17 protein-coding genes are annotated in these 19,243 nt (G+C 54.5%); 9 read left to right on the top strand and 8 right to left on the bottom strand.

Translation table 11 applies throughout. The annotated features are described in order from the left end of the window. Nucleotides 1–435 precede the first annotated feature (435 nt). Nucleotides 436–1,683 (bottom strand): DUF2252 family protein, encoded by a 1,248-nt coding sequence (locus tag R5L00_RS00330; RefSeq protein ID WP_317652779.1) that lies wholly within the window; start codon nt 1,681–1,683, stop codon nt 436–438. A 569-nt stretch (nt 1,684–2,252) separates the two neighbouring features. Between R5L00_RS00330 and R5L00_RS00325 the strand changes: the two genes are divergently transcribed. The 3 genes from R5L00_RS00325 (at nt 2,253) to R5L00_RS00315 (ending at nt 4,628) form a co-directional block, all read left to right on the top strand. Further along, nucleotides 2,253–2,390 carry a hypothetical protein gene (locus tag R5L00_RS00325; RefSeq protein WP_317652778.1) on the top strand — a complete coding sequence of 46 codons (138 nt, stop codon included), beginning with the start codon at nt 2,253–2,255 and terminating at the stop codon, nt 2,388–2,390. Between the two features lie 250 nt (nt 2,391–2,640). Then, nucleotides 2,641–3,645: a ketopantoate reductase family protein gene (locus R5L00_RS00320; RefSeq protein ID WP_317652777.1), complete on the top strand. Its 1,005-nt coding sequence runs from the start codon at nt 2,641–2,643 to the stop codon at nt 3,643–3,645. Then, nucleotides 3,642–4,628, top strand: coding sequence for an NAD-dependent epimerase/dehydratase family protein (locus R5L00_RS00315; RefSeq protein ID WP_317652776.1), 987 nt, complete (start codon nt 3,642–3,644; stop codon nt 4,626–4,628). The genes R5L00_RS00320 and R5L00_RS00315 overlap by 4 nt, the downstream gene beginning before the upstream one ends. A 256-nt stretch (nt 4,629–4,884) precedes the next feature. On the opposite strand, the gene R5L00_RS00310 is transcribed toward R5L00_RS00315, so the two are convergent. Beyond that, nucleotides 4,885–8,136 carry a hypothetical protein gene (locus tag R5L00_RS00310; RefSeq protein WP_317652775.1) on the bottom strand — a complete coding sequence of 1,084 codons (3,252 nt, stop codon included), beginning with the start codon at nt 8,134–8,136 and terminating at the stop codon, nt 4,885–4,887. A 609-nt stretch (nt 8,137–8,745) separates the two neighbouring features. Continuing rightward, nucleotides 8,746–10,056 carry a hemolysin family protein gene (locus tag R5L00_RS00305; RefSeq protein ID WP_317652774.1) on the bottom strand — a complete coding sequence of 437 codons (1,311 nt, stop codon included), beginning with the start codon at nt 10,054–10,056 and terminating at the stop codon, nt 8,746–8,748. A gap of 282 nt (nt 10,057–10,338) precedes the next feature. Here R5L00_RS00305 and R5L00_RS00300 point away from each other — a divergent pair, with 282 nt between their 5' ends. Beyond that, nucleotides 10,339–10,926: a VOC family protein gene (locus R5L00_RS00300; RefSeq protein ID WP_317652773.1), complete on the top strand. Its 588-nt coding sequence runs from the start codon at nt 10,339–10,341 to the stop codon at nt 10,924–10,926. Between the two features lie 135 nt (nt 10,927–11,061). Here the strand turns inward: R5L00_RS00300 and R5L00_RS00295 are convergent, their stop codons facing one another. The 3 genes from R5L00_RS00295 to R5L00_RS00285 form a co-directional block, all read right to left on the bottom strand. Beyond that, nucleotides 11,062–11,262 carry a hypothetical protein gene (locus R5L00_RS00295; protein ID WP_317652772.1) on the bottom strand — a complete coding sequence of 67 codons (201 nt, stop codon included), beginning with the start codon at nt 11,260–11,262 and terminating at the stop codon, nt 11,062–11,064. A gap of 447 nt (nt 11,263–11,709) precedes the next feature. After that, nucleotides 11,710–13,077, bottom strand: coding sequence for an ATP-binding protein (locus R5L00_RS00290; protein WP_317652771.1), 1,368 nt, complete (start codon nt 13,075–13,077; stop codon nt 11,710–11,712). A gap of 1 nt (nt 13,078) precedes the next feature. Continuing rightward, the gene (locus R5L00_RS00285) at nt 13,079–13,777 is read right to left on the bottom strand and encodes a response regulator (RefSeq protein WP_317652770.1); all 699 of its coding nucleotides are present in this window, start codon (nt 13,775–13,777) and stop codon (nt 13,079–13,081) included. Between the two features lie 215 nt (nt 13,778–13,992). On the opposite strand from R5L00_RS00285, the gene R5L00_RS00280 reads away from it, so the two are divergent. Beyond that, on the top strand, nt 13,993–14,487 hold the full coding sequence (locus R5L00_RS00280) for a Spy/CpxP family protein refolding chaperone (protein ID WP_317652769.1): 495 nt from the start codon (nt 13,993–13,995) through the stop codon (nt 14,485–14,487). Between the two features lie 356 nt (nt 14,488–14,843). Continuing rightward, the gene (locus R5L00_RS00275) at nt 14,844–15,506 is read left to right on the top strand and encodes a hypothetical protein (RefSeq protein ID WP_317652767.1); all 663 of its coding nucleotides are present in this window, start codon (nt 14,844–14,846) and stop codon (nt 15,504–15,506) included. Between the two features lie 183 nt (nt 15,507–15,689). Here the strand turns inward: R5L00_RS00275 and R5L00_RS00270 are convergent, their stop codons facing one another. Next, complete coding sequence (locus R5L00_RS00270; RefSeq protein ID WP_317652766.1) at nt 15,690–15,884, bottom strand: hypothetical protein; 195 nt, start codon at nt 15,882–15,884, stop codon at nt 15,690–15,692. A gap of 519 nt (nt 15,885–16,403) precedes the next feature. Here R5L00_RS00270 and R5L00_RS00265 point away from each other — a divergent pair. The 3 genes from R5L00_RS00265 to R5L00_RS00255 all read left to right on the top strand — a co-directional run bounded on the left by R5L00_RS00265 (nt 16,404) and on the right by R5L00_RS00255 (nt 18,795). After that, on the top strand, nt 16,404–17,309 hold the full coding sequence (locus R5L00_RS00265) for an HAF repeat/PEP-CTERM domain-containing protein (RefSeq protein WP_317652765.1): 906 nt from the start codon (nt 16,404–16,406) through the stop codon (nt 17,307–17,309). 65 nt (nt 17,310–17,374) lie between these two features. Beyond that, on the top strand, nt 17,375–17,563 hold the full coding sequence (locus R5L00_RS00260; RefSeq protein ID WP_317652764.1) for a PEP-CTERM sorting domain-containing protein: 189 nt from the start codon (nt 17,375–17,377) through the stop codon (nt 17,561–17,563). A 122-nt stretch (nt 17,564–17,685) separates the two neighbouring features. Next, nucleotides 17,686–18,795, top strand: coding sequence for a PEP-CTERM sorting domain-containing protein (locus R5L00_RS00255; RefSeq protein WP_317652763.1), 1,110 nt, complete (start codon nt 17,686–17,688; stop codon nt 18,793–18,795). Nucleotides 18,796–18,969: 174 nt separating this feature from the next. On the opposite strand, the gene R5L00_RS00250 is transcribed toward R5L00_RS00255, so the two are convergent. Further along, complete coding sequence (locus R5L00_RS00250) at nt 18,970–19,164, bottom strand: hypothetical protein (RefSeq protein ID WP_317652762.1); 195 nt, start codon at nt 19,162–19,164, stop codon at nt 18,970–18,972. Nucleotides 19,165–19,243 lie beyond the last annotated feature (79 nt).

Below are 19,243 nucleotides of genomic sequence, written 5' to 3'. Positions count from 1 at the left end.
ATTTGTATCCCTCAATCTCAAGGGCGGGGTTTTTGCCAGGAGAGACCGCCCGCAACAGCAATACTCTCGAGAACACACCCGCGACCACAGGATAAACCTCCCGCATGCAAGACTTCTGTCTGAACCTCACGCCACCTTTAATCTTACAGGGCAGAGTTATAGTATATTGCCCACTGATCGAGGTACGGCGAACGATTGCCTTTTAAAGTGCAGAAGACGGGGCCTGGATCTGAACAAGCTATAAGTAAAAAATCTGTGCTTGCACAAGCTTCCTAGTATGGGCTCCAGCGATTATCACTGCCTCATCGTGGCCTGCCGCAGCCTGATGGATAGGATTTTCCCCAGACCAGATTCCGGGTAGAGGTTGACGATTCTTTGAAATGCCTATAAACCACTTATGCAGATCAAATTTGAATGATCAGAAATAGTATTGAATCAGTTGTGCTCGTTCTTCCCCACCGAGTATTTTCGGCAATGCTCGAGGTACTGCCCTTCATGATTTGTAATCAAATGCACGATACTGGTCCAAAGCCACGAAGGGGCGTTCAAGGTTTTGAAGCGATTTTTCTGAAGTTCCCTAAACCACAGTTTTTTGGTTGAAACATCCATCTGCCGCAGATGTGCCCTTCCAACAATCGCCGCCAAATACCTTGCGAGTTTCTTGGCTTCGTCTTCCGTCAAGCTGTCTACTTCAATTTTCATATCCTGGGGAAGTAGCTCCCTTAGAAACACCGATGTATCCAGGAGGCGAGCTGCCGCCATTCTTTCTCCCAAGTAGGGCGAAAGATGCCGGGCGGCTGTGACAACCCGATCAGCATGTTCACGCGGTATCAATTGACTCACTTGCTTCGGCGCAACCGGAAACGTTGCTTCCTTGATGTCCATTAAGCAAAACGTTTTTTGATCGGAAGCACCATTTTTTATATAGAGCAGCACGGCATAGCGAAGGTTTCCCAACGAACTGCAGCCTTTTTGCCAGTATGCGGCATCGAGGAGCTTTATAACCGAATTGTCATCCATTACATTTAGCGAAGTCGCCAGGTGTGTTATGGTTTTTTGCTCAAATAATTTTTCGATCGCCGCTCTCTCCTCGCGAGAAAGCGGCCAAAAGTTTTTTCCTAGCGGAATAAGCGGAGAGGATAGTTCCAGCCGTTCAATGGCTAACTCCTTCCAGGTCCGCCTGGTTGCTTTTCTTTTTGCGATTTTTATAGATGCTGGATTTTTTATGGGCTTCGATTCTGATTCATCGAATGCATGCTCATAACCTGACATTAAATGTTCTATTAATTGTGCGGTGATAACACCGGGCAAGCCAGATCCCCGTACAACCGAAGCAAGAGATAATCCGAGCCGTATCAAGTCGTGTGCCGGATTTCCGATGACGGCCTGGTCAAGATCCCTGATCTGTATATCAACTTCTCCTTCATGGTTGGCGATGGGTCCGAGGTTCCCCAAGTGACAATCGCCGCAGATCCAAATAGCGGGGCCTGATGGAAATCGCATCGTCTTCTCTTCCAGCCATTCGTAAAACTTGGCCGTGTTTCCTCGTACATAAGCATGAGGTGATCTAGCCATTTTCCGATTGCGCATTTCGGAAAGAATGTTTTTTCGCTCACCAGGAGCGGGGGGAGTGAATTCTGGACTCTTCATGTGCAGGTTGATAATTGCTCTGGCGAGCGCCATTAAATATTAAGGAAAGGTGAGAGCATCCGCTGCGATAATTGTTCCCGCAGTGGCGGTGATTTTCGCAGGCAATTGATCCGCGTATCCGGATAACAAAACCCGCCGAAGCGGGTTAGGGGGGAAATATTGAGCAGAGGTTAGGATTTATCCACTGCGTGCATCGTTTACCGTTTCCTTCGCATCCCATATATTCTTTTGTGCTTTTTCCTCTTCTTAAATTTTTCCAGCAAAGTCTTTATCCGACCCTTTTAATTGATCTTTATTCAAAATCGATCTCCTCCTGAGTGCATACGTTTTGATTTCCTGTAACAGATTTCTGTAGGACAGCTTAAAAACCAGAACCAGATTAATGCTTTTTTGTGGCTTCGTGCCATTCGGTATAGCACATTGCAGGTACGCGACATTCAAGTCACGGCACACAGAAACTGCGGACCAATGGCCGTACTGCCAAGAGACGTGGCTAGAAAGCTTGGGATATCGAATCCAGCGCTTTCCCTCAGGATTTTGCACCCTTAAAGTACTTTGCGATCCATTTTCTGAGACGACCCCTACCCCTTATCAGGAGATCAATGAAAAGAAATCAAGCCCACGGTACTGCAAAAGACGTCTCTGGAAAGGTGCAGGAAGAAGCTGGGAAACTGGCTGGAATTGTTATCCTTACGTATCCTGATTGTCATGCACAGCTAATCAACGCGTTCTCTGATTGATTGGCGACTCGTCTTGTTTGCTAGCGTACAGAGCGAAGTTAAGTTGCCAAGTAACATGCGGTCATCGTTCAACCGGGCAGGGCAGCCATAGCGGGGGGTGCTGCGTGGTTCGTATATCCCGGGGGGGTGCTGCGTGGTTCGTATATCCGAGCTTCCCTCGATGGAGGAGTAGACGCGTTTATGCTAACCACCGTAGCTTCCAAACCTGCCCCGCAAGCCTTACTCGTTCCCATTGTCAACATCTTTCGATATGAAATCATCAGCCCATATTATTGGCGCCGGAGGTATTGGCATTGCAGCAGCAGCATGCCTCATCCGTGCTGGCTGGGACGTCACCATGATCGAGTCAAACCCCCGGAAGCTCTCCGCGGGGCGCCGCGATGAAATGACGCTCGATGGCCAGCCCATTCAGGGCGCGCACTTCATCCATTTTGATGAATGGGTACCGCCAACGGACAAGGTGGTGTTGCTATGCACAAAAACATTCGATAACGCGCCGGTCCTGCAACGAATCGCGAATACTCAAGCGTTGGTACCCATTCAAAACGGCTATGACAGGGAACTTGAGGAATGTGACCATCCTGCGGAAGCCATCGCTTCATTTGTTTCTGAGTGCCCGCGTGATCGCCTGAGCGCTCGCATTACGCGCGCGGGGTCTTTGCACATAGGCGCGCGGCGAAAGACAACCAGCGCCGAGCATGAACACATCAGCGGCCTCGCCTCCGCGTTTACTGAAAGCAAGCTATTTCCCGTCAAGCGTGTTTCTGATATTCGGCCATTCAAAGCAACTAAACTGATGTACAACGCAGCTGTTTCACCGCTGGCGGCAAGCGCCGGTGTCGATAATGCAGAACTCCTCACTGATCCGCTCGCGCAAAAACTATTCTTCGCTCTGTTAAAAGAAAACTACGCAATCTTGCATCACGCCGGTCTGCCGCTTGAAACGATTGGCCCATTTCACCCCCACACCGTAATGCGTATATTGCGGACACCGCTCTTGCCCAAAATCATGGGGTTATTCTTCCGTCCTTCCTTGCGAGGGGCATATTGTTCCATGAGTCCGGATATGGGAACCGGACAGACTGAAATTGATGCTTATAACGGACATCTTGTTCGACTTGCAGGAGCCTTTCCTTGCCCAATTAATAATGCCGTTATCAATCTGGTTGATCGAATCTCTCGCGACCGGCTCGCCAAGGCACGAACGCACATTCGTCATCTCGCCGCATCTCTCCCAAATGGTGTTTTAAAATGAACCTGGTAACAGGAGGCGGCGGGTTTATCGGTTCGCATCTCGTGCATCAACTGCTCGCCAGCGGCGAGCCTGTACGCGTTCTTGAACATCCTGAGGCGGTACTAAATCATTTACCCCTTGAACGCATTGAACTTGTTCGCGCAGATATTCGAGACTCCGGAGCGATGCGAAATATGATGCACGGTTGCGACCGCGTCTATCATCTTGCGGCTGATCCAAATCTTTGGCGACGCAATCGTTGTGAATTCGACGAAATCAACCATAAAGGTACTCTCAATGTCATGCGGGCCGCACTCGACAGCGGTGTGAGTAGAGTGCTCTACGTAAGCACCGAAAGTATTCTTACATCGGACGAGTTCAGCGGTGGAGCCGCTGAGTCCGTCCGCCTGGGTGAAGAGGACATGATTGGACCTTATTGCTTGAGCAAATTTCAGGCGGAACAGGCTGCCTTCCAACTTGCCGAAGCTGGCGCCCCGGTCATTGTATGTAGTCCAACATTGCCTATGGGGCCGGGGGATAGAAATCAAACGCCTCCCACCCGTCTCTCGGTCGCCTTCTGTCAGGGCAAAATTCCAGTCTATCTGGATTGTAAATTGAACCTGATCGATGTCCGTGACGTGGCTGTCGGATTGGTGCGCGCAATGCAACGGGGCAGACCTGGCGTTCGATATCTGCTCGCAGGACATAACTGTCGGTTAATCGAGTGGCTTCAAATTCTTGGAGACATTGTGAATCGCCCCGCTCCACGATGGACGATTCCATATCCGGTAGCGCTGGCGATTGGTTGGTTCAGTGAGTTGTGGGCCGATCATATTTCACATCGCATGCCTAGCGCGACGGTCACGGGTGTGCGACTGACAAAACGTACCATGCACTTCGATCCTTCGGCGACCTATGCCGAGCTTGGTTTGGCGGCGCCGCGGCCCATAGAGGAATCTGCGAGGGATGCGGTGAGTTGGTACCGCAAGCAGCATTGGATCTAAACCAGCAAAATCGTGGCTGGAAGATGCATTGCAAGCGCATAGGGTTTCTACGCGGCTACTAACAGGGTTCGAGTGGGAGGTGGCTGCTGACTCCGCCAATGCTGCCGGAAATTTTTGGAATATAAAAATTATCATCCCAGACCAGCCGGGACGCAGCCGGGCCTGTGAGCCTAGGAGTTGTTACATAGACCTGGAACAGTCCCCTATTGTCATTCATATATTGACGCAAAGGACGGCTGTCAAAGATTCGCTACCCTCAGAAACCCGTGGCCAGATACTCGGCTAGGAGCACTACGCCGTATGCGCCCGACGGCAAGGCGACGGCGGCGCCGAATACCGGGTGCTGGGTAAACGGCAGGAATGCACCTCTGTGATTGTTTTTTATGGCCTGGATCGCCCATTCCAGCTCCTGTCTGTTCTGGTCGTCATCCGACATCTGGCGGGAGCGGATGAGCCTGCTCTCAAGCCGTTTGACAACTTCGCGTTTGGCGATCTCCGCCGAGTGCCGCAATGCCATGCTGCTGATAATGACGAGTGCGGCGTTGAGGGTAAAGATAATGATGAGCGCGGTGGGAAAATCCCAGTTGTCGAAGTAGCGGTGCCGGGCCATACCCAGCAGGAACATGATGATGAACGGGAAATAGATAAAGTTGCCGATCACGGTGGTGCGCTCGGCAATCAGTTCGATGCTGAGCCATTCCTCCAGGGTCTGCCTGCTCATGTTTCGTTCCGCGGATAGTTTGTCGAGCGTGCCGCCGGGCCACCGGATTTTTTTCATAGCGATGCAGTTGACCCAGCGCCGGCAGAGCCTGGTTGTATCCACGACATAAAAGATCAGAACCATCAGCGTGATCACGGCAAGAATGACAAGCACATTGTGGATCTCGACGCACGCATCTCCCCGGCAGGGGGTCTGAGGAAAACCCAGCAGTTTCATCAGCAGCAGGGCGGCCAGCCAAGCGACAGCCAGTTGCGGCCACGCCCGCGCCGCGAAATTTTTACATTGACCAAGGGTGATGTATTCATGCCACAGGTGACCCGCATCAACCTGCTCCGCGGTTTGAGGGCGCCACACATGCAAGCCGATACAGCGGCGCAGCCGGCTGGAGAGGGCGCTGGAGAAAATTCCCCAAGCCCCGAGGGGGCGGGGGCTGGATTCCTCACGTGTGTTATTACCCAAAGGTTCGTTTTTTTTTTCAAACATAAAGCATTGCGCCAGGGTGCGCTCATTCTGTTGCAACTTTCGCCAGGAATACCAGAGAAAGGCCAGGCTCATCACTAGCGCGAGTAGCCGGAAGATGGCGGCCGGCCACGCACTGATTCCTTCGGTGAAGGTAAATGGCTCGTTCTCCGCCGCGTTCGGCACTCTCCACATTATCCATTCAATGATGGCGAAGCCGGTCGCCGCCGCGATCGCCACTGCCAGCCACAATAATTTATCGGACCCGAGCCTGAGAAGAGCATCCGCCACCGTACTGCTGATCAGCATGGCCCCCGCAATCAGGACGAAAACGGTGAGCGCCACCCATGCTGCCTGCGCAAGCCAGTTCTGGGCCGGGGAGAATGGAAAGCGATTCAGATCGGGACGGGGAGGGTGAACGCTGATGGCGTCGCCGGTTGATTGCGAACGCGGATTTGGATCTGTGCTGATGTCGAAAGCGCCGTGCCGCCCGACTTCATACAACCTGGGCTGTACATGAGGGGAAAATAGCAGCGGCTCTCCTTTATCCATCGCTTCGCGCAACTGGAAGCAGCCTGGACAATCTGCCTTTTGCGAGGGCACGAAATGGTCCAGCGCCCATAAGGCGGAATAGAACAGCGAGGTCTGGTAGCTGTCCCGGAATGGCGGAATCGGCGTTTGCAGCGCCGATTGAAGTTCAAGCCCATAATGCGAAGCAATGATAAGGTTGCGCGTCGATATCCATTGCGCGGGATAGGCCAGGCGGGCATTAAGATCGGTGGTAAAAAATATCGCGCGAGGAAATGTCGGGCGCAGCGCCTGCAAAATGAGCAGCTTGTCATAGACATCGCTGCCGAGCACGCCGATGGCCCTGAACTCCTCCCCGTTCTTCGCTTCCTCGTCCTTAAGCGCTGCCGCGAGCCTGAGGACATAGTCGAGTTGCGCACGTCCTTCCGGACGCTGGCCGGCGTTCTGCTCGACACCGGGAAGCTCCCCCTCGTACCATGCCCTGATTCTCGCCTCGCTGTCGTCCTTTTTATCGCTGTCCTTATCGTTTGCCGTGGCTGGCAATTCCCCATCGAGGCCACCCAGATACGAATGCCGGTAAACCCAGCCGGGCCATTCATCCCTGCGCAGCTTGTCGATTTCGCCCTTCAGCGACGCACCCGTGGCGCCGGACCCGTTGTTCATCGCCACTGCGGCAAAAGTGCGCGGCAGCGAGCGTCCGTAAAGCGTATCCCATTCGGAGATCAGCGCAACTTTGGGATTGCAGTTTTTGTCGGCGCAGGGTTTCAAATCGACCTGGCGGCGTTTCAGCTCCTGCAGAAGCTGCTCCGCCAATGCTGCATCCGTATCAATGGTTCTCGTCAGCCTGATCTGCCCCCTTGCGAACAGTTTCTGCACCGACTCGTTTGTTTGCTGACCGTCCTGCTGCCGGGAAGGGAGGGCGGGCGGCCGGTCGAGCAGAAACGTATCCTCGGCTGTCGCCCATGGGGAAAAGAAACGAACATCTTTCAGGCGGTCGAAGGCAGGAGGGGAAGCGCCGGGCTGTCCGGTCTGCAATTCCTTCAGCATGGCGCTCAACGCCGCGGAGCTTCGCGGGCCGAGTACCTCGTAGGTCGGGTCTACTTTTGCCTTGTGCCTGACAAAGGTCTTGTGAAGCGACGCAAGGAGATCATCCAGGAATGTCAGCGGATGCGCGCCGGCATCCTGTTCCTTGAGCCACAGGATGAGCACAGGTTTAGCGTGCCGCTGCCCGTGAAATTTCGCCTTTGGGAGGAACAATTCGACTGGAACAAGCACGTCGATGTCGCCAATGCCTGCTTCCGGCCCCGCCATTGCTTCCTTATCCCTATCGCTGAACGGGTTCCATTTGAAAAAACGGAGATACTCTCCCGATTCCGGCACGTAGCCCGCCGCCCCGAGAGCCGATACTACCGCATAACGATCCTTGAGCCTCGATTCGCCGCCGTTGACGTACGGGCTTCCATCGACGAATACCGGAAGCACCCGCAGGCTGGAAATGCTGGACCCGACGAGGGATTCCACCAGCCTGTCGAGTGTATGCACGTCGTCTTTTACCCCCGGCTGCGTTGAACGCTTTTGCTCCAGTTGCCGGTGTGCCTCGATCGCTTCAAAAGGGTCCTGCCACAAACGGGACTGAACCAGGCCCTTTCTCTGGAACATGCTCGTTGCCTTTTCCTTGTCGATCGGTCGCACTGTTTTAAGCGTGATTCCTTCGTAATAAAGGTAACCGCTTACCATTGCAACCAGCGCAATAAGCCCGGCCAGGGGCAGCTTCGATTTTTCGTCCTGTTTTTCCGCCATATGAGAAAGCCTTTCAACGGCGGCGTTGCGCCGGGGCAGTAAGGTCCGAGAGAGTAAATGTCAAAATGGCCGAGTTGCCATTATTTATAGTAAAGGACTGCAAAACTATAAAGCAGGTAGCTCAAGCGCGGCGCGCCCCGAGCGGGAACGGAGGCCGTGGCTGTGGAAAGTGGAAGGCGCCTGACGGATCGGTTCGGCTTCGATTGGGGTAGCCTGTCGAACCTGTCGAGCCTGTCGAACTCGAGGCGGCATTGTACTTCAGTCCAATAGCCAGTCCGCCTGGAATTGGCGAATATATCACCCGGGAAGCACTGATGCAGCAGGGAGGCTTCCCTAAGTGAAAATAGAGTCACTGACGCAAGTGAAAGCAGCAGAAGCAGCAAGCAACGAGCAACAGAAGCAAGGAAACAAATAAAAGTAAGTAAACGGAAGCAAACGCCTTGGACCCGGTCGCAGCACTGCTGCTACCGGGTTTTTTATTCGTTGTGAGGGACGGTGAGAACGAAATGCCCATCCCAGCGCTAAAATGGCTCGCCCACACCCGAATGAGGACAAAGGGCAGGATGACGAAACATCCTGCTGCGCGGAACAGCCCATTCACCTTACCGACTAATCCTGCCGAGCGGTATCGGCAGGAGTTGCCTTTCTTGGTGTTGCAAGCACCTTGTCGATGCGATTACCATCCATGTCGATAACCTCGAAGGTCCATGCCTCCCATTCGCAGCGGTCTCCCGTCTGCGGCAGTTTTCCCACGAGCAGCATAACCATTCCGCTGAGCGTGTTGTAACGTCCTCTTTCTTCCTCTGGCACTTCTTTAAGGCCGAGCCGGTCCTTTAGCTCGGGTACGGGAATAAAACCATCCAGGAGCCAGCTGCCATCATCACGCCGCATTGCCCATGCGTCCTCGGGCCGTTTCGGCTTGAACTCGCCGGTAATGGCCTCCATCACATCCTCCAGGGTGACGATGCCTTGCACTTCGCCGTATTCATCTATGACGAATGCGAGGTGGGTGCCCGAATTCTTGAAGTTTTCCAGTAGCTCGATACCGGTAAGGGACTCCGGAACGAATACCGGTGGATGCAGATTTTCGATCAGATCTGGTTTCTCGCCACGCAATGTCTGGGTGAGGAATTGCCGCGCTCTGGCTACCCCCAGTATTTCGTCCCAGCTGCCCTTGAGCACCGGGAAGCGCGAATGCTCGCTGGCTTCAATTCGCTTGATGTTTTCTTCCAGCGGCTCCTCGATATCGAGGTAGACAACGTCGCTTCGCGGCACCATAAGCGATGCAATCTGACGGTCATCAAGACGGAATACGTTCTGAATCATCTGGTGTTCTTCGTGCTCGATCACGCCTGCGCTGGATCCTTCCGCGAGCATCAGGTGAATTTCCTCCTGGGTCACGCTCGGCCGGCCCTGCTCCTTGATTCCAAGGGCGCTTAATATCAGCGCGGTCGACGCGGACAACAACCTCACAAACGGTTTGGAGACAACCGCCAGCCACAGCATCGGTCGTGACACCCAGCGGGCGACAGACTCAGGATTAATTTGTCCCAGCCGTTTGGGAACCAGTTCGCCCAGCACGATGGTGAAATAGGTAATGCCGACCACGACCACCCCGGTGGCGAGATATTCCGAGAGGGGTTTTTGAACTCCCAGGTTTTCGATCCACCCGGTGAAGGGACGCGCCAGCGCTGCCTCGCCGATGATCCCGTTCATAATGCCGATGAAGGTAATCCCGATCTGGACAGTGGAGAGAAAGCGGTTTGGATCTTCCCCCAATTGTATTGCTGCGGCTGCGCCGCTGTCACCGTTCTGCGCCAGATTCTGAAGCTGGGCTCTGCGGGCAGTGATCAACGCGATTTCGGACATGGCGAACACGCCGTTGAGAATAATGAGGGCAAACAGTAATGAGATTTCCATGAGCGATATGTGTTCGAATGAACACTGTAGTTGAAAACAGGCGACTCGATTAGCGAAAATGAGCAACGCGATGTTCGGCGGAGCGGTTGGACCGAAGGGTAAGACAATTTCCGCGAACCATCATCTTCAGGTTAGATGAGATTCAGGGAAGATTCACCTGCCCCCAGGATTTACCTGCCCGAAGATTTATCCCTGAGCAACGAGCGCTTCACCAGGCGGGCAGACCCCCTGGTGATGGCCTCCCATGGCAATTCAGGTTGGGTAGAGATATCATGAGGCGGCATGAAGCGAGATTCGGCTGGCGCAGCCAAGGATAAAGTGCAATCAACCGGGGGAGTCAAACCAGTGCAATCAAACCAGTGCAGTCGGGAAAGCATGATAGACGAGGAAACCATGGATGAGAAAGACAGGAGCGAGAGAAGCGCGGGCGAAAAAACCAAACCGCACATCGTCGGAGTCAATCACATTGCCCTTGAGGTGGGAGATATCGACGAGGCGCTGGACTTCTACGGCCGCATCTTCGCTTTCACATTACGGGGCCGAGGCCAGGGCGCCGCTTTTATCGACATGGGCGATCAGTTCATCGCCCTGATGAGAGGGCGGAAACAGCCCTCGGATGACCAGCGGCATTTCGGCCTGGTGGTCGATGACCGTTCGCGCGTGCGAGAACTCGCCATAGCGGCAGGGGCGACCATGCTGGAAGGTGGCAGGCTGGACTTCCTCGACCCCTGGGGCAACCGTGTTCAGGTGGTTGAATACCGCGACCTGCAATTTACCAAGACGGACGGGGTGCTGAAGTACATGGGGCTGGACCTGGAAAAGACCGCGGAGGCGCAGGCTGAACTGCGCGCAAAGGGTATCGAGCACTGAGCGCGAGTGGCCGGCGCGAATAGCCGGCGTGAATAGCCAGAAAGGGGCTTCTGGTTTTCGGGTTACACGAGGCTGATTCTTGTAATGGCGGGCCGGGATTGATGTATTCCGCGGGCTGAATCACTTAGCGACCGCCTATTGCTCATCGACCCATGCGCGGGCTTTTGCACTCGCGGCTTCGTGCGCCGTGCTTTCATCATCCGTCGGCTCGGCGAAGCTTTCGTAGGCAACCACGCCCTTCTCGTCAAGAATCCGGTAGCGACCATTCCAGAGACCGGTTGTGTCGTCACGCTCCGCCCAGGCAGTAATTTTGTATCCCTTGTACTCCGCATTCATGTTTGTCCTCCAGATCAGATGTGATGAGCGTATTGGGTTTTAAGCAAAATATCAATGCCGGTTTAGGGAGATTCGGGGTGAATTCCGGCGAAAGCGCGAAAAAATGGACGTGAGCCCAGGGACGTGATCCATCAATCCGACGCAGCCCTGCGCATGGTCCAACAGGGTCAGGTTGTACTTCAGTACAATAGGAAAGTGCCCCAGGATTGGTAACATGCAATCGGGGAAGCAATGGTGGGGTGGTCGCTTTCCCAGTGAAAGTGGAAATAGAAGCAAACGCCATGGCCCGGTAGCAGCGATCCTGCTTCCGGGCCTTTTCGTTGGGCTGGAGGTGGCTGCACCTGCGACTGCGTCAGGGGGAAGCGACCGCGATTTTTAAACCGGTCTCCAATGCCAGGCTCGGGAAGAAGGATAAGAGGAAAAAGGCCTCGATTGGTCAAATGCTCCTCAGGTTCCGGCGAGCTGCAAGCGGATATGAACACTCAGCCCTTCGTCGGGTTCATTTCTCGCCATGATTTCGCCGCCATGCAGCCGAACAGCCCGTTCAGCGATGGCCAACCCGAGTCCGTATCCACCGCTTGTGCGGTCCCTCGCTTCTTCCACCCTGACGAAGGGCTCGAAAAGGTGGAGCAGCATTTCGTCAGGTACACCGGGTCCGCGATCACGAATCCGAACGAGGATGCGATCCTGGCGATCTGTATCGGGCAGCATGCTTATTTCTACGGTCGTATCGGGTTTTGTGTACCTGATGGCATTGCGCACGACGTTTTCAATCGCGCTGTGCAGCAGCCTGGCGTTGGACTGGACAATCGCCGGAAAGGATTCGCGCAATTCGACCCTGCAACCGCGTGACGCTGCTTCAAATTGCCCATCTTCTATAAGTCCTTCGAGCAGTTCCCGTATATCCACCTTGTCAGTACGCCCGGCATCCACTCCCGCTTCGAGGCGGGAGAGTTCAAGAAGCTGGCCGATCAGTTCATTCAGGCGTTCTATCTCGATTTCGATGCGGTCGAGCTCGTTTTCGGCCTGTCCATTTGATCGCTGGCGAGCAAGACCTAATGCAACCTGAATGCGTGTGAGCGGTGAACGCAGTTCATGGGAGGCGTCGCTCAGCAGTTGCCGCTGCGAACTGAAGACTTTTTCGAGGCGTTCAGCCATTTTGTCGAATGCGCCTGCCAAGTCGGCGATTTCATCGCGGCGGTTACCCATGGATGGGGAAACACGCTGGGTAAGGTCGCCTGCTGCGATATGTTGGGCGGCGCGCCGCAACCGCTCCAGCGGGAACGTCTGGTACCGGCTGAGCAACAGGCAAACCAGCGCGCTTATCAGGGCTGCAATAGTCACCGGCAACGCAATAACTCTCGGCCGCTGCAACACCCTGAGCAACGTGATGCTCTGGAAGTCCGGAACCATGCGATACGAGCTTCCATCCGCCAGGCGGATTGACCGCAGGTGAGCCGGGGCCTTTCGTTCCATGCGTTCAGCATGTTGGCGCCTCCGGTCCAGCCTTGTGACGATATAAGCAGGCACCTCACGCCCCAAAAGGTCCTCCCCGCTTTCATCAATCAGGAAAATCGGTATCGCTTCGCGACGGTCCAAGCGGCTAAGCCATGCTTCCAGGCCGTCGATACCGTTTTGTTTTGCTGCTGTTTGGGCTTGATCGAGATATTCGGCAAGGCGCGCACGCATGCTGCCGATATCCTGCTGGGTTCGCGTATGTTCCAGATAGGTGGAAACAGCAAACAGGAGTAACGCGGCAAAAACAACCAAAGTAAGCCAGAACGATAGAAATATTTTCCAGAATAATCTGTGCACATCAGTTCCGTGAATAAATATAACCGACCCCACGGACCGTCTTGATTCGCTCCTGGCCATCCGGCAGCGTGCCCAGTTTTTTGCGCAGGTTGCTTACATGCATATCGAGGCTGCGGTCATAACGGCTTAACTTGCGGCCGAGCGCCTGCTGTGAGAGGGTTGCTTTCAAAACAACCTGGCCCGCTTCCCGCAACAGCACGTGCAACAGACTGAATTCGGTGCTAGTCATGGCGATGGGACAGTTGCCGCACGTAACCGTGCGGGAGCCGGTATGCATGACGAGATCATCAAGTACGATCTGATCGGACCGATCTTTTCCATTCTGGAACTCGCCTTGCGCCTCTGCTCTTCTTAAAATTGCGCGAATTCGCGCCACCAGTACGCGGGGATTGGAAGGTTTCGCGAGATAGTCGTCTGCTCCAAGCTCGAGCCCGACGATACTGTCGACGTCATGCCCGCGCGCGGTCAGCATAAGCACAGGAAGTTGGGACCGCGTGCGCAGTTCCCGCAATACATCGAAACCATTTCGGCGCGGCATCATCACATCGAGTATCAGCAGATCATACTGGTTGGCCGCCGTCTTACTTAACGTCGTGTCGCCATCATGCGCGACGTCGACGTCGAAGCCTTCTACCGCAAGATAATCGACCAGCATGCCGCTCAATTCGATATCGTCATCCGCCAACAGTATGCGGGCCATCCGTTTTTTCCAGGTTAATCGTTTGCAAAGGCTTGCATGATGTATCTGCTACGGATATTGCCAAATTAATGCGGCCAAATACAGCGCCCCCTGGACTCTTTACACAACTTTACGCTTCCGTAACCCTTCTTGACATTGCCCGGCCGTATTCTTTGTTCAAGCCGTACACATTCGCGGCGATATTCTCCGACAACACTATCAAGAGGACTGGCTAAATGAAAACAATCGTCAAAATTTCATTGATCGGCGGGTTATTGGCAAGCAGTATGGCTTTGGCCGATCCGCATTCGGACACGTATTTGAAAGACGGTGCGCGAGGATGCCATCACGGGGCACGTTCCGGAAAGATAGGGCAAGGTATGGAGGGCAAAGGGCTGTATTGGGAAAAGATGGCGGATCGCCTCCAACTCACGACGGCGCAGCGCGCATCGGTTAAAGCGGCTGTGGAAAACGCCAAGCCCCGATTTGCAGATCTAAAGGAAAAAATGCGGACCAATCGAAAAGCGTTAAAAGAACTTGGGCGAGCCGGAAACAGTGACGAAAGCCGGTTGGAGGCACTGGCACGGGAGCGGGGTAATCTGGTGGCCGACCTGACCATTCAGCGCAGCCGGACACGCAATGACATAAATAACGTGTTGACCGATACCCAGCGGGCGCAGATGAAACAGATGCGCGAGAAGCATCGGCAGGAGCATCGCAATAAAGCCTGAAACCCAACGAGTCCAGGGAATATAATCCCGGTCTGCGCGACCTGTGGAACAATGGCCGCCAGACGGAAGGATTCGAGCTTCGCCCCCCTGGATCCCGTGCCCTGCCGACAGGCAGGGCCTATTTGGGGACAGTAGCCTAATGGTTCCTAAGGACGGGCGCAATCCGGAATAGGGGAGGGTCAACATCAGGCGCGCCTAAATCGCCGCAATCCGCCACGGCGAGTTAATGGAACCAGGTAGCTGAGCCAAGGTAACTGAGGGTCAGCTTTCGTCTGCCGGTATTTTATAATGCGGATTACACCTTCGACTCATGGCGGATGCGCCGCACGTCAACAATTGTTTTCATATAGGTTGGTATGAACAGACTATCGGGACTTTGCATCATCCTGCCGCTATGCGTCATGGTTACCGGCTGCGCAGGATTTCGTGGCGGCTGGGAAAGTGCCGCTTATATCGATGGTACTGCTCCCGCCGCACCCCAGCGGCAGCGTTCGGCGGAGGGGCCTGAGCTGAACCTGCCGGGATTGAATCTGCATGTCGGCATCGACAACCGGCTGCAAACTTACGACACGCAGATTTTCTTCGGCTTGCCGCTCTCTGTTGACCCGCGCAATCTATATCCCAAAAATCGTCGGCCCGGGAAGACGCGGGTCTTTGTGGACGTGACGCCGCAAACGGGCGGATTTGTTTTCCGGCCGCTACTTGCATCGCTCGTGATCGGCAGCACGCACTATCCAGCAGTAAGGGGGTTTGAGTTTGGCATGTGGGATGCGGAGGGACAGCAGACGAATACCGGCGGAGTATGGGATCACCGCGATGTCGGAGGAGGGGTGTCCCTCACTGAGCCCCATAAACGTTATCGATTGTCGCTGGAATTCGACATTCCCGTTCCGTCGCCCAAGTCCCCCGACATTTTGCTCGATCTTTCCCGCGCACTTCAGGACCTCGGCAGTGTTGGAGACCCACCGTTGCCGCTGATCCGGTTTGCGCCGGTTAAATGGGAGGAGGGGTATACCTGATCGGAATTTTTGAGCATGATTTGAGCGATCTTCTATATTGAAAACGAAGCGCCCTGTTTGTCGCGTCAGCGGGAGCGCTGTTTTCCTCCGGAGAACTTTCACATGAAGGTCACCCATCGCTAAAAATCCGCAGCTTCGTGCGCACCGCAGCCCTGTTTGCTTGCCGCTACAAGATTACTTAGGCTAATCCTCCAACGCGTATCGGCTCATCACGTCATTCGAGTCAATGCTGCTCTCGGCCCAGTATGCGCTTTCAAGGTTTCTGATGCCCGTGCGTGTCAGCTCAGACAGATAGTATTCCCTGTCGTGCCCATACCGCTCAACCAGGCGGTTCAGCCTTGATTCAATATCAGAGTTAATCTCCAGCCTGAGTTCCATAGTATCGCTCCTCTATTTTGAACTGCTCTTCCTTCCAGTTAAAAGTCCAAACCGCGAATAGCCGGTTGAATTGAACGAACCCCGCTTCTCCTGCACACGGTTTTGATATTACGGTTTTTCGGAACTATAACAATTGGACCAAAGTACGTATTTAGCGGGATTAATGATCGAGTGGATGGTGCTGGGAGCATTGCCAAATCCCTGTATCCGATTATCGCCGGGCAGTGAGCGACCGTCATTTCGATGATGCGGCAAAACGCGTGCTGGTCCAGACATGCGTAGAAGCTCCAACTTATCCGGTGTACGTCGTCCCGCCTCCCCGCACTAGCCTCCGCGTTTTATACCAACTGACGCCTTGCTGTTCCAGCAAAGCACGGCAAATCCGCCGATATGTTCGAGATCTGGCTGAGCCTGGATAGGCGCAAGCGGAAATTTTTCCCGCCTTGACAATTCGGCCCTGTCGTCTACTTTTAAAGCGTGCTTTGCTTGCGGCGGCTGTCTTTCCAGGAGACCATCACCATGAACACTGCCCCCTCGTTCCAAAGTCGCGTGATGAAAATTATCTCTAGGGCTAAGGTAAGCAGTTTTATCGTCGCCGCGAGCCTATTCGCTAGCTTCGGTTTTATTACTCATGCCGAGGCGCAGCAACGCTCTTACCTCGTTGACCTTAATAGCCGGACCCTGACCGATCTTGGAAGCCTGGGCGCAGGTTTTACTTACGCCACGGCGATCAACGATGAGGGCAGAGTAGTCGGGTCATCCAATCTCCCCGACGGTTTTTCTCATGCTTTCGTTACCGGTCCTCATGGGGCGGGTATGCGGGATCTTGGCACTCTTACCGGGGGTCACAGCCTCGCTACTGATATTAACAATGCCGGTCAAATAGCGGCCTCATCCGTAGCACCTACGGAGCCTTCGCAAGCATTCGCCACTGACGAGGATGGCTTGGGCATGAGAGTCCTGAGCACTTTAGGGGGAGATCGAAGCTGGGCTAGCGGCATCAACAATGTCGGGCAGTTGGTGGGTTATTCAGAAACGCCGGGAGGCACTTCGCATGCTTTCATCACCGGCGCTGATGGTGTGGGCATAAGAGACCTCGGCACGTTAGGCGGCAATAACAGCGTGGCGGTCGACATTAATGATAAAGGGCAGGTGATAGGTTCTTCGTTGACGTCGGACGGACGCGATCGAGCTTTCATTACCGGTCCCGACGGGGACGCCATGACTGCTCTTGACTCCTTGGGCGGAACATATACATATGCTAACGCAATCAACAATTCCGGTCAGGTAGCGGGATCTTCCTCCACCTCGGAGGGGGATCTGCATGCTTTCATTACCGGCCCCAATGGCGAGGGCCCGAGAGATTTAGGTGCTTTAGGCTACAGTATCAGTGAGGCTCTTGGCATCAATGACCAGGGCGGGTAGTAGGGGTCGCTTACGAATCAGATCGCACTGCCCATGCTTTTATAACTGGTCCCCATGGCACAGGCATGACGGACCTCAACTGGCTGGTCAGCGTGCCGGAGGGGGTACTTCTTACGCAAGCCTTGGGCATAAATAATGCGGGGCAGGTCATCGCCATCGCGCAAGTTATCCCTGAGCCGAACTCTTACGCCATGCTAATGGCCGGGGTGGGCCTAATAGGGTGGATGGCCCGACGGAAGCGGCGCCCAATCTAGGCGAGCATGGGAGTGGGAGACTACGGGTGCGTATTCCTCCTGCCTTGACGAATCCGAGTCGTCGTCTACAGGTAAAAACATGCTTTACTGGCAGCTGGACCCTTCTTGGAGGAGACTATGACATGAAGATCCCTCGTCGCGTTGAACGGCGACGTTTAATGCTCAGCACTGTCCTGTTCGTCAACCTCTTTTTCAGTGCTTATGCCGTTGCCCAGCAACGTTCCTTCCTTGTCGATCTTAATACCCGGACAGCAACCGAGTTGACAGGCCTGGGCCGCAGTACCACTGCTGCGGCGATTAACGACGCCGGAGAGGTCGTAGGACACTCTTTCGTTTCCCGTGGCAATTTCCATGCCTTTATTACTGGTCCCAATGGCGTCGGCATGCGAAGTCTTGGAACTTTAGGCGGCCCGGTCAGCCAGGCTTTTGGTATTAACAATTCGGGCCAGGTGGTGGGATATTCTCACACGATCTTGGGAGAGACCCGTGCTTTCATTACGGGGCCCGGTGGCATGGGCATGAGGGACATCGGAACGGTGGGGGGCAGTTACAGCTATGCCTACGACATCAACGCGACTGGCCAGGTTGTAGGGTCCTCGCATACGTCCGCTAGCGAGCAGCATGCTATCATCACTAACCCTAATGGTTTGGGCATGCGCGACCTTGGCGTCTTCGGCAGCCCTAATTGGGCTTGGGGTATCAATGATCTCGGCCAAGCGGTAGGTTCGTCGTGGGTGGGTGCTTTCATAACTGGACCCGATGGCCGGGGCGTGAGGGATCTCGGCACGTTGGGGGCAGTTGGAAGCGCTGCGGCAGCTATCAATAATTCGGGACAGGCGGTCGGATGGTCAAACACACCGACCGGTGCTAGTCATGCTTTCATCACCGGTCCTGATGGGGTTGGCATGAGGGATCTTGGGCATTTAGGGGGCAATGTCAGCGCGGCTTATGGTATCAACGAAGTCGGGCAGGTAGCCGGGTCCTCCTTGACAGGAGGGGGACACGACCATGCTTTCATCACTGGTTTCAACGGTGTAGGAATGACAGATCTCAACTCCCTGGTCAAGCTACCAGCGGGAGTCATTTTAGCCGAAGCGTGGGATATCAATAACATGGGTCAAGTCATTGCCACGACCAGTCTTCTTATTCCCGAGCCCGAATCCTATCTCATGTTTTTGGGCGGGTTGGGTCTGGTCGGGTTCATGACATGGCGGAAGCGCCTGCCGGTATAAAAGCGGATATAAAAGCGCCTGAGCGTTGGCGCCGCCAAGTCTTGTCGAACCCGGTTTCGCACACGACAGTTGCCCGTCGGATCAGTGAATCTTGCCTGCCCGCGAACGACACGTTTTGTTTTCGTTTGGAGAAAGTCGCCTCTTTCTACACCGTATCCGCCCAGGCGTTACTTCCTAATCCTCCAATGCATCTCGGCTCATCACGTCTTTGGAGTCGATATCACCGTCCGCCCAGAATGTGTTTTCAAGATTCCTCATGCCAGTCTGTGCCAGCTTAACCATGTAGTATTCCCTGTCGTGCCCGTATTTCTCGACAAGGCGGTTCAATCCGAATTCAATGCCAGCGTTAATCTCCAGCCTAAGTTCCATGATCTCGCTCCCTGGTAGCTATCTTCCTTGCTAAACCCGATGGCCCTAGTTGCGACCCCGGCCCGATTCTTCTCACATG

The organism is Nitrosospira sp. Is2, from assembly GCF_033095785.1.
Lineage (GTDB): Bacteria > Pseudomonadota > Gammaproteobacteria > Burkholderiales > Nitrosomonadaceae > Nitrosospira.
The sequence above is the reverse complement of the archived record's forward strand: the minus strand, read 5'-3'. Positions and strand labels throughout refer to the sequence as shown.

Excerpts from the sequence above, each read along its gene's own strand:
- R5L00_RS00275 (WP_317652767.1), top strand. The coding sequence starts at position 14,844 with ATGAACAGACTATCGGGACTTTGCATCATCCTGCCGCTATGCGTCATG.
- R5L00_RS00310 (WP_317652775.1), bottom strand. The coding sequence starts at position 8,136 with ATGGCGGAAAAACAGGACGAAAAATCGAAGCTGCCCCTGGCCGGGCTT.
- R5L00_RS00330 (WP_317652779.1), bottom strand. The coding sequence starts at position 1,683 with ATGGCGCTCGCCAGAGCAATTATCAACCTGCACATGAAGAGTCCAGAA.
- R5L00_RS00295 (WP_317652772.1), bottom strand. The coding sequence starts at position 11,262 with ATGAATGCGGAGTACAAGGGATACAAAATTACTGCCTGGGCGGAGCGT.
- R5L00_RS00305 (WP_317652774.1), bottom strand. The coding sequence starts at position 10,056 with ATGGAAATCTCATTACTGTTTGCCCTCATTATTCTCAACGGCGTGTTC.
- R5L00_RS00255 (WP_317652763.1), top strand. The coding sequence starts at position 17,686 with ATGAAGATCCCTCGTCGCGTTGAACGGCGACGTTTAATGCTCAGCACT.
- R5L00_RS00260 (WP_317652764.1), top strand. The coding sequence starts at position 17,375 with ATGACGGACCTCAACTGGCTGGTCAGCGTGCCGGAGGGGGTACTTCTT.
- R5L00_RS00250 (WP_317652762.1), bottom strand. The coding sequence starts at position 19,164 with ATGGAACTTAGGCTGGAGATTAACGCTGGCATTGAATTCGGATTGAAC.
- R5L00_RS00270 (WP_317652766.1), bottom strand. The coding sequence starts at position 15,884 with ATGGAACTCAGGCTGGAGATTAACTCTGATATTGAATCAAGGCTGAAC.
- R5L00_RS00265 (WP_317652765.1), top strand. The coding sequence starts at position 16,404 with ATGAACACTGCCCCCTCGTTCCAAAGTCGCGTGATGAAAATTATCTCT.
- R5L00_RS00315 (WP_317652776.1), top strand. The coding sequence starts at position 3,642 with ATGAACCTGGTAACAGGAGGCGGCGGGTTTATCGGTTCGCATCTCGTG.
- R5L00_RS00280 (WP_317652769.1), top strand. The coding sequence starts at position 13,993 with ATGAAAACAATCGTCAAAATTTCATTGATCGGCGGGTTATTGGCAAGC.
- R5L00_RS00285 (WP_317652770.1), bottom strand. The coding sequence starts at position 13,777 with ATGGCCCGCATACTGTTGGCGGATGACGATATCGAATTGAGCGGCATG.
- R5L00_RS00325 (WP_317652778.1), top strand. The coding sequence starts at position 2,253 with ATGAAAAGAAATCAAGCCCACGGTACTGCAAAAGACGTCTCTGGAAAG.
- R5L00_RS00320 (WP_317652777.1), top strand. The coding sequence starts at position 2,641 with ATGAAATCATCAGCCCATATTATTGGCGCCGGAGGTATTGGCATTGCA.
- R5L00_RS00300 (WP_317652773.1), top strand. The coding sequence starts at position 10,339 with ATGAAGCGAGATTCGGCTGGCGCAGCCAAGGATAAAGTGCAATCAACC.